Raw genomic sequence first — 15,684 nt, 5'->3', positions numbered from 1 at the left:
CACCTGTCGCGGGCTCCAATGTCTAAGATTTTGATCGCTAACCATCGGCCTGAAAAAGCAAGCCGCTCGGTCACAATCGGGACGGGCGGTCTGGTTACAATGGGCAGGTAACTTGCCAACAGAATCATGGCAAATCCTGTTACCCATTGCCTGTAAACTAAAAATCTTGATCGAGATGCCCTCGGGCCTATCTCGATTGGTTTCACCGACCTCCACGGAGAATAGACATGCCGACCGGACCTTTTGCACAGAATCGCGGCATCTCCCGACGTGACGCTCTGCTTAGCGGGCTCGCTGCCGCAGGCACTTCGGCAGCGTTGTTCGCTGGAGCTAGCGAAGCGTCCCCGGCGGATGGGCCAACCAGCGGTTCAGGAATCGACGAACGGCGACAGTCAGCAAAAAAGTACTCCTTTCGCAAATCGATCAATCTTTGGGCTTTCCCCTACCCTGACCGAATGTCACTGCGGGAATGCATGGAGTTGGCCAAACGAGCAGGGTTTGATGGTATCGAACTGAATTACGACCTGGACAACGACCTCTCCCCTAAAGCGACGGCAAAGGAACTTGCTGGGATCCGGCATATGGCCGACGAAATTGGGATCGAAATCAGCGGTTTGTGCAGTTTTCTGTTCTGGCCCTATCCACTTTCAAGCAACGACGCAGCCAAACGAAATCGCGGCATTGAACTAGCCGGGCTGATGGCCGGTGCCGCAAACGAAATGGGAGTCGAAAATCTTCTGGTCGTCCCTGGAGCGGTCCACATCCCCTGGCGTGACGATCACGAACCAGTCCCCAATGATGTCTGTCTACGGCGTGCAAAAGATGCGGTTGGCAAACTAGTCAAGCAGGCTGAGAAGTCCGGCGTCTCGCTTAACATGGAAAACATCTTCTTTAATGGTTTCTTGATGACGCCGATGGAGATGAACCAATTCGTTGACGGATTTGGAAGTGAAGCGATCAACGTTCACTACGACACCGGCAACATTTCAATGTTCCAGTTCGCGGAACATTGGATCCCGATCATGGGTGACCGGATTCAAAATGTCCATTTCAAAGAGTTCACGAAGAAGGGAACCGATTACTCGCTGGAGACGTTCCGGCCACTGCTGGACGGAACCACCAATTGGCCCGCAGTCATGCAGGAATTGGACAAAATCAACTACAAGGGCTACGTGACCTTCGAGTACTTCCATCCCTACCCGCATTATCCCGAAGCATTGATCTACCAAACATCGGACTCATTGGACCGCATGCTAGGTCGCTTATCCTAGGCCTAAAGTCGTGTAGGCCGGATCGAGGAGCAATAGCGACAAAGCTCCGGCAAATGATGAATCAAATGTGTCTGCCGGAGCGGTATCGCTGTCGCTCTTTGATCCGGCCTACTTGGCTTTCATCATTCTCTGCCAGAGTACGGAAAGCAGGACGGTTGAGCACAGCAATTACCTCGATAACGCAACATCAAAATGCGTAAGCGAGGAATAGCGGCAAGTCGTGTAGGCCGGATCGAGGAGCGACAGCGACAAAGCTCCGGCAAATGAGGAATCAAAAGTGTCTGCCGGAGCGGTATCGCTGTCGCTCTTTGATCCGGCCTACTTGGCTTTCATCATTCTCTGCCAGAGTACGGAAATCAGGACGGTTGAGCACAGCAATCACCCCAATAACGCAACATCAAAATGCGTAAGCGAGGAATAGCGGCCAGTTGTGTAGGCCGGATCGAGGAGCAATAGCGACAAAGCTCCGGCAAATGATGAATCAAATGTGTCTGCCGGAGCGGTATCGCTGTCGCTCTTTGATCCGGCCTACTTGGCTACGATTTTTATGGCAAGCGTTCGCTACCAAACATCGCGTTTATGTTCCGAAGATCAGATGCGATCTAACAAGTCCGACTTCTTGCGATCGAATTCTTCTTGAGTGATATAGCCCTTGTCCAACAGGCCTCCCAAACGGTCGATGGTCTCAAAGACGTCGGACTGAGACAGACCCGGCTCGTTAGAGATCTGCGAATGGTTGACTTGCGGTGCTGTAGGAACCGGTGGTAGCGGAGCTTCAGGCTGGGAAGCTGGGATCGGATCCTGCTGACGCGGTGGGGGAGGCGGAACAGGGAATCCATTTCGGCTGACAATCGGCAGCGAAGCGAGAGGAACCGTTCCGAACTGACTGGTGAAGACGATCGAACCGTCCCCAGACTGTTGCTGGCTGAAACCGCCGATATTGTGCTGCAGAGTGTCGTATACCCAAACATCGTCGCCGGTGGCGACAGCAAGTCTTCTTGCATTTGCAAAGTAGGCGTATCGCATTTGATTTTGCGATCCACTTGCGGAGGGCGATCCCAGTTCTTGCGGCCACCAGTTCGATCGTGGATCGGGTGCAAACAAATTGTTCGTTGCCCGGTTCCCGCCAGTCGATTGGTCTTGATGATTTGACCCGCCACTTTGGCTTTGCGACTGAAAGACTCCGCACTGCATTCCGGTCTGATTTTCTCCGATCGATCGAGCACAATCCTCACACAACCCGGAGACGCGATACTTGAGGTTCTGGTTGAACATGTCTCCGATCATCACCATCCCGCCTGCCATCCACTGGCCCGATCCTCCAAACTCTGGATGAGAGAACTGGGCCATGCTGCAATTCCCGTTATAGACCGCCACCAGCATGTGGGTAACCGCATCGACAGAAAAGCCGTGGCGATTGGCAAGGGTTTGGGCGATTTGTTGGCCCATCGAAGAAAGAGGCAGCACAGGAGAGCTCGTTGGGTTTGCAGATCAAGATATTTCCCCCATTGTCAACTACCCGAGGCAAACCTCCTATAGCCCAATTTGCCACGTTGCCCAAAAAGATACGACTTGCAGGCCTCCGTCCTCACCTTTCCCCCGAATCGTCGCGAGCGGTCCCACTGGCCAACAACCGGCGGCACACTCAGAATCTCCCCGCCATGCGAGGCAAAAGCGGGCTTCGTCGCTCGCGCACGCTTGAGAGTCCTAATCGTTTCCGCACTTTTGTGCTCTTTTGCGCCGCCGCCCCGTGTGACCTGTGGCGATTATCGGGATTCCACGGCCACGCGTCCCTACTGCCGGAGCTCGCATCGCTAAATGCGGCATCTTGGCCGTTTGCTCCGTTCTAGTGTTCATTGCTTACCTCAGTGAACTGTACAAAAGGGTTGTTGCATGAACACCACCATTCGGAACCGGCGAAGTTTCATTCAGATGCTTGGCTTGAGCTTGGCCGCAGCAAAGACCAGCTGGAGCGACGAACAAAATCTGGAATTGATGAAAGAGGCCCCTCGTCCATGGCAGCAGTTTGCAATCGAGGGGCATGTCTTTGAACATTGGACGCCCGAAGAAGAAGGGGAATGGAAGTGGTACCGGCTGGAACGATTCCTTGACGAGGAATGGCAGACGGTCGGCATCTCCCTTCCTAAACATCGCGAAAGTGGTGAAGCTTTTGAACCGAGCGACGGCTACGTCAGCCCCGAAAAAATCCCGACGCATGTTATCGAAAACAAAATCCCCAAGCTCCCGTCTCATCTTTTAATCGACATGGAACCGTCGCAGTACGATCCAGAAAAAGCAAGCGAGCGCACGCCGGACCCAATCATTCAAGGACGGGACGGCAAACCGCCAAGCGAATGGCTGTTAAGCCTCACCGCAGAAGAACTGCGAGACTGGCTGCAGAAAGCCGAATCTCCCGGAGCGGCCGTTCGAGGCATGACCTGCTGGGTCCACTTAGTACGCGACCACGGATTTGATCCACGTCGCATCGAAGGACTTTCTCCAGACGAATTCACTCTCCTGCACTCAGCGGCTCATTACGGTTATTAACAAACCGAAACGGTCACTAGAGCAACGCACCGCGAACGGACTTTAGATTCAGCACAGCGTTCGCAAATCAACCCAGAATCATCTGAATCAGCCACCAGCGGCCGATAGACGATTTAGGTCAGATGATCCAAAGAAGCGAGGCAGCGTTGCTTACTGCAGCTTTTGCCAAGCCATCATTCTAGCTGCGTCCCGTCCTCCAATGCAGCAGAAACGATCCATCACGTTCTGCTGCGTCAAACCAATCCTACCGAAACCCAACTTCGGTAGAAACCAACGCCCCTCGGTCATCGATCAGCGTCACCAGCCATGTGTTGGCTTCCGCGGGGAGACCGTCGGCCGAAACCGCGTCTTCCGTGATTTCGCAAGTGACCGTTTTCCAGTTCCGTTTGGAACGAAGTCCTGATTCCGTTGTGTAATGAAGCTCTGCTTTCACGATTTTGGTTTCGGATTCGTAAGGCACCGTGACGGTCCCGCTGTCGCTCACCGTCATCTCACCGACGGTCGCAAGCGGAGTCGTACCATCGAGCAATGAATCGATGAAAATTTGAATTTCAGGAGGATCCCAACCGGGCGTATGCCCGTGCCGCATTCGAGGTTCAATTCGGATAGTACGCGGCCCCTGCACTTTTGCGTACGATTTCGCGTAACTATCCAGAACGTAATGAACGTCGTGGGTCCCATTCACCCACAACGTTGGAACGGTGCATTTGCTCAAATGACTTCCCGGGTCATATGCCGCGACCCACGCTGCTTTGCGATCCCCCAATTTATCGATCGCCGGTTTCTGAACCGATTCCCCTTCGTGCAAAAAGCCGCAACCATACACAGGAACGGCCGCTTTGAAACGATCGTCCATCGACGCAACCAAACAGGTTGTATACCCGCCCCAGCTGATTCCGGTGACCGCTGTCCGGTCCGCATCCACTTCGGGGAAACTTCGGAGCAACGTATGTGCACGCATCACGTTGGCGACGGCATGATACGGCCAGTCATCTTCTCCTACTCCACCAATGCTGTCGAATTTTTGCGAATTCCCGTCGACAACGCCGCCCCTGGCAAGCCGAACGCGACTCTCTCGTTTGTGGCCAACATAAGGCTTCACTCGGCCCGCTGAATCATATTTCGGTAGCGGAGGCCGACGGCCACCAAGATCCATCGCGATGGCAGCGTAACCACGTTCCGCCCACATCCCAACCCAATCGGCGAACGCGGTACCACCTCCGCCGTGAATCAATACGATTCCAGGATACTTTGCGTCACCGGTCTCTTGCCCAAGAGTTTTGGGTGAAGCGAAGAATGAAAAAACCTCCGTTCGCTCACCGTTAACATTCTCGCCTTCATAAATTAGCGACTGTATTTTCGCATCGGGATTCTCAATTCGAAATTTGGGAACCTCGGATTTCAATCGCTCAATCGGCCAGACCCCCGGTGTTGGATTCGTCGGTCCATCGTCTGCGGCAAGCGAGGAGCTAACGCCTAGAAAGCAACCGAAAATCAGAAGGAATATTCGATGGATCGTCATCAACGGCTCACTTCTTTCATAAAGAGTTTCATCAACGCAGCATGCCAAGCATTCGTTTCCCAGCACTTCAAAGCGTCATAGTTTAACAGAAAGCCTATCGTGTTACGGGCGATCAACTTAAAGATTGTCGCCTTCCGCTCCGTTAAAGCTGCTTTCGCGGCGTGGAAGGCGACATTCTTTCGCCGCTTTCCACCAAGACGACACGCCGGGCCACGAAGGGTGGTTCTTTCATTCGCTGCATTCATATGCCAGCCATGCGATGACAACGCAAACGACTACGTGAGTCACTCATTCGAAGCAATCGACACCAAGAAAATTTTTGACGTGGCGGTTCGTTACCGTTAGCCTGTCTGCTCCCGCCTAACCTTGGGATTCCTGACCCAAAGTACTACGAAGGTACCCCGCAGTGACTTATCGCCATGCATTCCTATTGTTAGTGACCAACCTGCTATGGATGGGCACCGGTCCGGCTAACAGTAAAGCCGACGATTCGGAAGTCTTTGAACGTGAGGTGGCACCGTTACTAATCAAGCGTTGTGTCGAATGTCATCAGGGGAAACATCCTTCCGGCGGCCTGTTGCTAACGACATCCGCAGGCATCTTGCAAGGAGGCGATTCAGGAGCGGCGTTGGACAAAGAAGCCCCCGGCGATAGTTTGCTGCTTAGTCGTGTCCATGAAGGCGAGATGCCTCCGGAGGAAAAGGGGCAACCGAAACCGTTGAGCGAAGAGGAAACGAACGTTCTAGAACGCTGGGTGAAGGGCGGAGCGTTCTGGCCGCAAGGTCGAACCCTGGATCTCTTCGAACGGACGAATGACGTACGAGGCGGTCGAGACTTGTGGTCCTTGCAACCGGTTCGCCGGCCGACTATTCCCAAGCTAAACGGAAAACCTCAATCCATCGAACCTCAGAATCCCATTGATGCCTTTATTGGAGCACAACTGAAGCGGGAAGGAATGACCTCCGCTCCGACCGCCAGCAAACGTGTCCTCATCCGCCGTCTCTACTTTGATCTAGTAGGCCTGCCCCCAACGCAATCACAAATCGCTGCCTTTGAACAGGATGAAACGCCGCAGGCCTGGGAGAAGCTCATTGACGAATTGCTGGAATCGCCGCAGTACGGAGAGCGTTGGGGCCGCTACTGGTTAGACTTGGTGCGTTACGCGGACACCAGTGGGTACGAGCGCGATCAGGAAAAACCTTTTGCGTGGAAGTACCGCGACTGGGTTGTCAACGCGTTCAATACCGACATGCCGTATGACCGCTTTATTCTCGAGCAGTTGGCAGGCGACGAAATCCCCGATCGCACCGAGGATTCGGTCATTGCAACTGGATTTTTGCGTCTGGGAACTTGGAACGATGAACCGAACGACCCGCTCGATTACCAATACGACCGCCTGGAAGATTTGGTCCATACCACGTCCTCATCGTTCCTTGCGATCACGGTCAAATGCGCGCGATGCCATGACCACAAATTCGACCCGGTTACCCAAGAGGACTACTACCGCATGGGGGCGGCATTCTGGGGAGGCCCGATCGCCGCACGTGAACGCAAATTTTTGGGTGGCCCAAGTCCTGAGGAACTAGGCGTCACGGAGGTTCTGGGATGGACCGACCTCGGCCAGACGCCTTCGCCCCTTCACGTCTTGATGAATGGAGAACGCGAAGTTCCCATGTATGAGGTGATCCCGGCTTCGCTTTCGATGATTCCCGCCCTGGACCGTCCGTTTCAGCCGCCACCTGAAACCGCGAAAACAACGCATCGGCGTCTGCAGCTTGCCCAATGGATCGGTAATCCTGAAAACCCATTGACGGCCAGAGTTTTCGTTAATCGATTATGGCAACATCATTTCGGACAAGGGATCGTCCGCACGCCCAATAACTTTGGCTTCCTGGCCGACCCTGCCACGCACCCCGAATTGCTGGACTGGCTAGCCGATGAATTTGTTAGCGGCGGCTGGACGACAAAACGGATGCATAAGCTGATCTTGACGTCCCAAACTTGGCGTCAAGCGTCAACGCATCCTCAGCAGGAAGAATACAGCGTGAAGGATTCTGGCAATCGACTTTGGTGGCGAAGCGAACGGCGTCGTTTAGATGCCGAAGCACTGCGCGATTCAATGCTGGCCGTCACCGGTGAACTGGACCTGCGGGTCGGTGGCCCCGGATTCCGCCCATCGATTCGCGCAGAAGCGTTAGAAGGGCTTTCTCGCAAAACCGATGCTTGGCAGCCCTCCTCTAAGGAAGAACAGGCCAGACGGACGCTTTACCTGTTTTCTCAGCGTAGTCTTTTGCCGCCGATGATGACCACTTTCAACTTTCCAGACGCAACCCAGTCTTGTGCCCAGCGGGACATCACGACCGTCCCAACCCAGGCGTTGGTGTTGATGAACAATCCGTTTGTCCACGCGCGCAGCGACCGCCTAGCAACCACAATCCTCGAAGGTTTATCGTCCTCTCAAGCAGAGAACGTTCAGAATCAAGTGCAGCAGCTTTGGGTATCCGTCTACGGAAGAGCCCCGACCACCGACGAAATAGAAATCGCAACCAAGCACCTATCCGTCCAACGGCACCACTTCGATTCACTGTCGGAAGCGAAGGAAGATTCGTCGATCGCTTCCTCCCCGGCAGGGTTAGCCCTCGCATCCCTTGCGCACGTGTTATTAAACTCCAACGAATTCGTCTACGTCGATTGAGATCTGTCATGTTGAAGTCATCCGGATTTCCTTGCGGCCGTTCGCGTCGCGAGTTTGTTTGGGAAATGGGTGCTGGTTTTGCCGGTGTCGCCCTCGCGGGATTGTTGGGTAAACAGAACGCGTTCGCCCAACCTACAGCCAGGGGGATCGGCGGCGCGTCGATCCCTACTGGAGGCGCGAAGTCTTGCATTTTTCTGATGATGAATGGCGCCCCCTCCCAGGTTGACACCTTCGATTACAAACCGGAGCTTGCCAAACATGCCGGCAAGCAATTGCCGGCCGACAAGAAATTTATCAATTCTGGAGGCCGCAAAATGGGCTTCCTGACGCCTGCCTGGAGGCCTTTTCGTCCGGGCGGCGAATCAGGGTTGCTGGTGTCCGACTATTTCCCCGAAGTCCGAAAGCATGCTGACAAATTGTGCGTGGTTAATTCCTGCCACACCGATAGCCATGCCCACGGGTCCGCTTTGGTCGCAATGAACACCGGGAAAACCCAAATCGGGCGGCCTTCGCTAGGAAGTTGGTGCGTGTATGGATTGGGTTCCGAGAACGAAAATCTGCCGGGCTATGTGGTGATGCTGGACAAGCGGGGCGGTCCTATCAGCGGACAGCCCAATTGGTCTAGCGGCTTTATGCCAGCTACCTATTCCGGCACGCTCTTTCGGCCTACGGGCGACCCGATCCTAGACCTGCAGGGCCCCGCTCATATCACTCGCTCGGTACAACGAGAACAGCTTGACCTCCTTGCAGAACTGAATCAGCGACATCTATCGGAAAGACCCGGCGGCCAAGAATTGGCAGACCGCATCGACAGTTTTGAGCTCGCCTACCGAATGCAGTCAGCGACCCCTGAAGCAGTTGACCTGTCCGGTGAAAGCGAGCAGACGCTCCAGATGTACGGCGTCGGCAACCAACCTACCGATGAATACGGCAAGAACTGCCTGATCGCTCGCCGCTTGGTCGAACGAGGCGTCCGCTTTATTCAGCTCTATTCAGGTGGCGGTCACCTGGAAGAGACCTGGGACGCGCACGAAAGCATTGAAAAGAATCACGGCCGACATGCAGCAGAAGTCGATAAACCGATTGCCGCGCTGTTGACCGACCTGGAACAACGAGGCCTACTGGACGAGACGCTGGTCGTATGGGGCGGAGAGTTCGGCCGCATGCCATTCAGCGAAGGAAAAGACGCGCCCGGGCGAAATCATAACCCCTACGGTTTCAGCATGTGGCTGGCTGGCGGAGGCGTCCGCGGGGGGCAAACGTACGGCGAAACCGACGAACTTGGTTTTGAAGCGACCGTGAACAAAGTTCACTTGCACGACCTGCACGCGACCATCCTGCACGGCATGGGGCTGGACCACGAAACCCTCGCTTGGTTCCATCAAGGCCGTGAAGAAACACTGACCGATGTCGGCGGGCGAGTGGTTCACGACCTTTTCCTCTAATCACTTCAGCGAACGCCTTCCGCGAGGGCCGGTTTGGGTTTTGCAAACAAACCGGTGATGTCTTCCAAGATCAAATACAGGCATGGAACCAACACCAGGATGATCGCGGTTGAAAACAGGATCCCAAACCCCAACGAAATGGCCATCGGGATGATGTACTGAGCCTGCAACGAATCCTCGAAGATCAGCGGCATCAGACCACCGAAGGTTGTCAGCGTGGTGAGCATGATCGGGCGGAAACGTCGCAGGCCCGCCATCGAAATGGCGTCGAAAGCGGTATGTTCCCCACGATGACGGTTGGCATAGTCGATCATGATCAGCGAGTCGTTGATCACAACGCCTGATAGTGCGATCACGCCCATCAAGCTGACCAATGACAGGTCATACCCCAACATCACATGCCCCATCACCGCGCCAACAATTCCGAAGGGGATTGCGACCAGAACGATCAATGGTTGGATGTAGCCTCGAAAAGCGATGGCCAACAGCGAATAGATCACTGCCAATGCCAACCCAAAATATCCCCAGAGCGCCGCGGTCGCTTCACGCATTTCGGCGTCGCTCCCTTCGAAGGTCCAGGTGATGCCGGGATAGTCTTCACGCAACTGTTTTAATTCTTTATTGTTCAGAGCATCGATAACCTGGGTCACCGCCCGCTTCGGTTCGACATCCATCGAAATATTGATGACTCTTCGTCCATCGCGACGATTGATCGAACTGAATGCTAGGCTTTCCTTTTTCTCAGCGACATCCAACAGCGGAACCTCGGATCCGTTGGGAGCGCGAATCACCAAATCCTCAAGGTGGTGCACATCTTCACGTTGGTCTTCTGGCAATTTGACTCGAACTTCGATCTCATTCGTACCACGCAACAACCGCAGCGCCAACGAACCAAAAAAGGCGCCGCGTAGTTGCTCACCTAATTCTTCATCGGTAATCCCCAAAGCGCGTCCCTCGGGGCGAAGTGTGAAATCGTACTGCTTCTTTCCCTTGTTGTAGTTGTCGCTTAGGTCGCGAAGATTTGAGTAGGTTTCCAGGCGAGCCACCATCGCTTCGGTCGCCTTTTCTAAGACGCTGATATCGCTGTGGCTAAGGTCGATACTGATATCCGGGCGAGCGCCCCCCGGCCCGCTTTCGGCTTCGAAGGTCACTTGAGTCACACCAGGCAAATCACCGATCGAATCTCGCCATAATTCAATCACTTCATTGGCCGTCATATCGCGCTCGTCGGGTGGCTTCATGACAATTTCGACATCAATAAAGCTCTGTCCGCGAACGTTTGTCTTGATCCCTTCGGCCACCTCATAAAGATTGTGCTCTTCAAACATTCGCACACTCGCCTCGGTGACGGCATCGGCAATCTCTGCCGCTTGATCCTGAGTCGTCCCCACAGGCATACGGACTCCCGCCTCGATTTCGTCCGCCGAAACCTCGGGCATCAGAATCATGCCCATGTGGGCGCTTGTGGCGTACCCTCCAACAATCAGAAAGAGAGCGAACGCACAGGTTGAAGTGATATATCGGTGTCGCAAGCAGACACTCAGTATGGGCTTGTAGAAGAACGCGACAACACGATTGAAAGCACGGCTAAAGCGTTGCTGCCCGTTGTGCAGCCAAGCCCCAATGCCGTGGCTACGGCGTGCTGTTCGAGCGTGCCCGAGGTGCGACGGAAGAATAAACAGCGATTCAATCAAAGAGAGCGACAGAACGACGATCACCACAATGGGCAAAGGTCCCCAGAATTTCCCGGTTTCGCCCGGGATAAACAACAGGGGAACGAACGCCACAATATTGGTCAGGATGCTGAAGGTGACCGGTCCGGACACTTCCTGCGTCCCCACGACGGCAGCCTCTTCATTGTTGCCACGTTTCTGCCGTTCTTCGTAGACGTTTTCACCTACCACCACCGCATCGTCGACCACAATTCCCAGAACGACCAGAAAGCCAAACAGGGAAATCATGTTGACGCTGACCCCGACAAGTGGCAGGAACAACAAACCGCCGATAAAGCTGACGGCCATTCCCATCATCACCCAGAACGCCAAGCGGACTTCGAGGAACAACGACAGAATGACCAGCACAATACCGACGGCCATCAATGCATTCTCGGCAACCAATCCCAGCCGACTACGAAACTCCTCGGCGTTATTGCTGTCGATCCGCCAAGTCACTCCGGGGGGCAAAACGGTCTCAAAATCCTTCATTGTCTGTTCGACCGCTTCGGCCACTTCGATGGGCGACTGTGACCCGACTCGATAGATATTCAGTTCGACCGAAGGGGTCTGACTGAACTGTGAATGGAATCCGACCTCTTCAAAACCGTCACGGACGGTCGCGATATCGCCTAACGTGACGACGGCTCCTTCTCGACCGGACACGATTTCGATTTTGGAAAATTCATCGGCCCACTGTTTCCTCGCCTTCACACGAAGCAGAATCTCACCAGCCGTTGTCTGCACCGATCCGGCAGCGACATCCTGGCTGGAGCTGCGAATAACGTCTGCGACGTCGGGGAGCGTTAGCCCATATTCCCGCAGCCGTTGACGGGGAATTTCGATATGGGTGACGTAAGCAGGAACGCGGCGAAGTTCCACCTGGGTGATATTTTCATTCGCTTGCAGTTGGTCACGAAGTTGCTCCGCTAGTTTCCGAAGGGCCCAGATCTCGATTGGCCCATAGAGCGCAACCTGCATCACCTCTTGTTGACGCGATTGCAGACGGACTTCGGGCTGTTCAATCTGATCGGGGAATGTGCGAATGCGGCTAACCGCTTGGTCAACGTCTTGAAAAACCTTCATGCGTTGCTGACCGGCGACCAATTCGATCAGGACCTCCCCCCGTCCTTCGCGGGCTTCACTGGAGATTTCACGAATTCCGTCGACACCTCGCACCGCCTCTTCGATCGGACGAAGAATTCCCTGTTCGACTTCTTCGGGCGCGGCCCCTGGATAGCCAACAGTGATCTCCACAATGTCCAGTTGGAACTGTGGAAAGACCTCTTTCTGAATGGCGAAGGCGGACCAGATCCCGCCCCCCAGCAAAAGGAACATCAAAAGGTTCGCCGCAATCGAATTGCGTGCCATCCAGGCAATGGGACCACCACTCAGCCCGGGTGCCTCAAGTTGCCTAGTCAAGCGGGAGCCTCCTCTGAGGGGCTCGGCTGAGAGCTCTCTTCGCCCTCTTCGCTGGGCTGTTTTTCAGTATCTTCGGTTGGTTCGATCTCACGCAGCCCAACGCCTTCGGCAACCGTAGCCAACGTCGTCGTGACAACACGATCGCCCGTTTCCAACCCCTCACGAATGTAAGCGTATTCGGCGTCTTGGAAGACGATTTTGGTTTGCCGGATTTGTAGCTTGTCGTCGTTCAATACCCAAACACGATCGTTGTCTCGCACGAATTCACGTCTAAGCCGAACCACGTCCGTAATCGGACGACCGATGATCTCGGTTTCAATCAACGTATCCAGAATCAATGGAGGAGCGTCAGAGGTTTGCCCCAAGGGATCCGCGATGGTAATCAGGACTCGGGCCAATCGCGTTTGCTGATCCAAAGTCCCGATCATCCGGGAAACGTGTGCGACGCGTTCGACGTCTGGTCCCCAAGCGTCCTCGTGCCGGAGGATCACCTTCGAACCCTTCGAGCGAGTTTCAATATCCGAATTGGTTTCAGCCGTCTCGGTCCCCGCTGTCAGCGTTTCAGATTGGGTTTCGTCCGGAAATTTGATCCACTGAAGGCTGCGGACCGGAACCGCTGCCATGATCCAGTATTCTTCCAGACCGATCAGCCGTCCCAGTTCGTCTCCGATACGGACCTGAGAACCGACATTCATCGAGCGACTTTGGATTTGGGCGTCGAACGGAGCGAAGATACTGCTCCGTTCCAGATCCAACTTAGCGCGTTCGACTTCCGCGACCGCCGCCGCCACTTCCGCTTCGATCGAAGCGATCTGTGGTTCACGCATGACGAGGGCCCGATTGGTTTCATCAATCGTCCCTTCCAACATTTTTAGTTCTTTTTCAGCCAGCCGCTGGCGTGCTTGTTCAATCTCCTTAGACGCTTCCCGTTGCTGCAGTTCGCTTTCGCGAATCGAGACTGCATTTTGAAAATCGGCGGGATCGATTCGCAAAAGCAGTTCGCCCTTGCGGACCATGCCGCCAGGGACAAATCGCCTTGACATTTCGACCACCTGCCCGCTGACGCGAGGACTGAGCACAATATCCTGTGCTGCCTGGACGGTCCCCAGCACAACAATTCTCGGCGAATAGCTCCCGCGGACCACTCCAACGGTCTGCACCAAGGCAGCCGATTTTCGAGTCGCGTTTATCTGCTGAGCCGTCGGTTCTGTCTGATTGATAACGACCACCGCAGCGGCCGTCCCTGCCAATATTGCAATGCAGCAAATTGTCGTCGCCAAGATGCGAAGCCAGCGCCATTTGGGCCGTGGTTCAATCGCATCATTCATCAATTACTATCTCCGGCGAAATTTCTACAGTGGATACCCCATCGGGACCTTCCGCCCCATCCAGGAATTCAGAGACATCCGATACGTTCAATGATTCTAAACCCTCTGAAACCTCAACAATACCTTGAATTTCAGGAAATTCTTGCGGTCGAGTGTCAAAATCACCCGCTAGTGCGAGATAGAGGTTAATTCGAATCAGAATCAATTCTAGTCGGGCCGACAGCGTTTCGCGCTGCAATCTTTGTTGAGCCTGAATCGCACTCAGGACATCCAGATACTCTGCGTCTCCGATCAGGTACTGCTCGCGCAGTTGTTCCGAAGACTGGCGGGCGAGTACGACCTGATTATTTAGATGTTCAATCCGCTGTCGCTGGTACTTTTCTTGTGCAAGGCTGTCTTCGACCTCGCGAAACGCTTGTAACATCGTTTCGCCATACTGATTGAATCGCTCGCTCACCACGGCCGATGTCCGATCCACTTCGGCTCGCCGTTGCCCACCATCAAAGATAGGCGCGATCAACTGGCCACCAATCGAAACAAACCAGTCGCGAAACAACGTCTCCGGATGCTCGGCGACATTTAGAACGGAAGCCCCCAGATTGATGCGTGGGTACTGGGAACTGATCGCCGAAGCCAAATCACGGTCGGCTGCTTGAAAAGCCAAATAGTCGCGTCGTACGTCCGGACGGCGTTGCAATAATTCCGATGGCAAGCCTGTCTCCGGCATCGGAGGCAGGTCTGGGAGCACATCGCCCGGTCGGAACTGAGCCGTTTGGGGCATCTGGCCTAACAAAACCGCCAGCTGATGCTCCAAAAGCTCCGTTTGAGCCTGCACGACAACTTTCTGTTCCAAAGTCGATTCCACCAATTGCCGCTGACGCAGCACGTCCGCACTCCGGATCATCCCTAGCCCAAACCGCGACTCCTGAAGTGCAAGCCCCGTTTCGTTGGTTTGAATCTGTTCATCCAGCAGGCGCAGCTGAGCATGAGATTCGATCATAGCGAACCATGTACGGGAAATCTCCGCTGACAGCGTAAGCGCGATCGCATGATATTCAGCGTTGGTCGCTGCCGTACGCAATCGCTCGGCATCCACGCGTGAAGCGATCTCACCCCAAAGGTCGACTTGATAGGAGGTATCAAATCCCCAGGCGGTGACGCCAGCCGACGCTCCCGGCCCATAAGTGCTGTCCATATCGACCACGCCGTCAAGATCGGGCCACAAATCGGATGCTTCACGGCGAGTTAACGCTCGAGCAGCCCGCAAACGCTGAACCGCTGCTGCCAGAACGAAATTGCCGTTGAGCGCTTGGTTGACTTGATAATCAAGCTTTGGATCACCCCAGGCCGTCCACCATCGATTAGGAGCAGCCACCTGCCCCGATGCCGAAAAATCCGGAGGAGTCTGTGTCTGCAATGTGCCAACGCTTTCACGGTTTGCACAGCCAGAACCCGCCAGCAACAAGATGCTGCAAAACCGACAAAGCGAGCCAAATAAGTTGCGTCTATAGAGAGAAAACATTAACACCGACGCTTACTTTCCCTTATCGATCCATCATTCATCTTAAATCCCGAAACACCACGTCAAATATCGTTGTAAAAGCTGGAATTCGTCTCAACCGATTGTGCGATAAAGCACAATCCAACCTGGTTAAGGGACAGTTACAAAAAAACACTAACCGATCACCAGACCAAAATGCCAAAGGGGGGGATTTCGAAGCAAAAAAGCCGCAAATGAAGGC

The 15,684-nt window shown here is 54.4% G+C and carries 9 protein-coding genes; 4 read left to right on the top strand and 5 right to left on the bottom strand.

All coding sequences use genetic code 11. The features are described from left to right. Nucleotides 1–227 precede the first annotated feature (227 nt). Nucleotides 228–1,271, top strand: a complete 1,044-nt coding sequence (locus FF011L_RS13000; protein ID WP_145352075.1) for a sugar phosphate isomerase/epimerase family protein — start codon at nucleotides 228–230, stop codon at nucleotides 1,269–1,271. 591 nt (nucleotides 1,272–1,862) lie between these two features. Here FF011L_RS13000 and FF011L_RS12995 read toward each other — a convergent pair. Continuing rightward, a complete protein-coding gene (locus FF011L_RS12995; protein ID WP_145355294.1) occupies nucleotides 1,863–2,720 on the bottom strand; it encodes an SHOCT domain-containing protein in 858 nt (285 codons plus the stop codon). A gap of 444 nt (nucleotides 2,721–3,164) precedes the next feature. Between FF011L_RS12995 and FF011L_RS12990 the strand changes: the two genes are divergently transcribed. Next, the gene (locus FF011L_RS12990; RefSeq protein ID WP_145352074.1) at nucleotides 3,165–3,818 is read left to right on the top strand and encodes a hypothetical protein; all 654 of its coding nucleotides are present in this window, start codon (nucleotides 3,165–3,167) and stop codon (nucleotides 3,816–3,818) included. A gap of 244 nt (nucleotides 3,819–4,062) precedes the next feature. Here the strand turns inward: FF011L_RS12990 and FF011L_RS12985 are convergent, their stop codons facing one another. Then, complete coding sequence (locus tag FF011L_RS12985) at nucleotides 4,063–5,340, bottom strand: alpha/beta hydrolase family protein (RefSeq protein WP_145352073.1); 1,278 nt, start codon at nucleotides 5,338–5,340, stop codon at nucleotides 4,063–4,065. Between the two features lie 406 nt (nucleotides 5,341–5,746). Here FF011L_RS12985 and FF011L_RS12980 point away from each other — a divergent pair, with 406 nt between their 5' ends. Both FF011L_RS12980 and FF011L_RS12975 read left to right on the top strand, forming a co-directional pair. Continuing rightward, nucleotides 5,747–8,035, top strand: coding sequence for a PSD1 and planctomycete cytochrome C domain-containing protein (locus FF011L_RS12980; RefSeq protein WP_145352072.1), 2,289 nt, complete (start codon nucleotides 5,747–5,749; stop codon nucleotides 8,033–8,035). A gap of 8 nt (nucleotides 8,036–8,043) precedes the next feature. Continuing rightward, entirely contained in the window at nucleotides 8,044–9,480 is a 1,437-nt protein-coding gene (locus FF011L_RS12975) for a DUF1501 domain-containing protein (RefSeq protein ID WP_145352071.1), read from the top strand. 5 nt (nucleotides 9,481–9,485) lie between these two features. Here the strand turns inward: FF011L_RS12975 and FF011L_RS12970 are convergent, their stop codons facing one another. From FF011L_RS12970 to FF011L_RS12960, 3 genes are read right to left on the bottom strand one after another with little or no spacing between them, the layout of a single operon-like run. After that, complete coding sequence (locus FF011L_RS12970; RefSeq protein WP_145355292.1) at nucleotides 9,486–12,563, bottom strand: efflux RND transporter permease subunit; 3,078 nt, start codon at nucleotides 12,561–12,563, stop codon at nucleotides 9,486–9,488. A 47-nt stretch (nucleotides 12,564–12,610) separates the two neighbouring features. After that, on the bottom strand, nucleotides 12,611–13,942 hold the full coding sequence (locus FF011L_RS12965) for an efflux RND transporter periplasmic adaptor subunit (protein ID WP_145352070.1): 1,332 nt from the start codon (nucleotides 13,940–13,942) through the stop codon (nucleotides 12,611–12,613). Continuing rightward, complete coding sequence (locus FF011L_RS12960) at nucleotides 13,935–15,464, bottom strand: TolC family protein (RefSeq protein WP_145355290.1); 1,530 nt, start codon at nucleotides 15,462–15,464, stop codon at nucleotides 13,935–13,937. The genes FF011L_RS12965 and FF011L_RS12960 overlap by 8 nt, the downstream gene beginning before the upstream one ends. Nucleotides 15,465–15,684 lie beyond the last annotated feature (220 nt).

The sequence above is a fragment of the Roseimaritima multifibrata genome (assembly GCF_007741495.1).
Lineage (GTDB): Bacteria > Planctomycetota > Planctomycetia > Pirellulales > Pirellulaceae > Roseimaritima > Roseimaritima multifibrata.
This window is presented reverse-complemented; position numbering and strand designations above follow the sequence as displayed.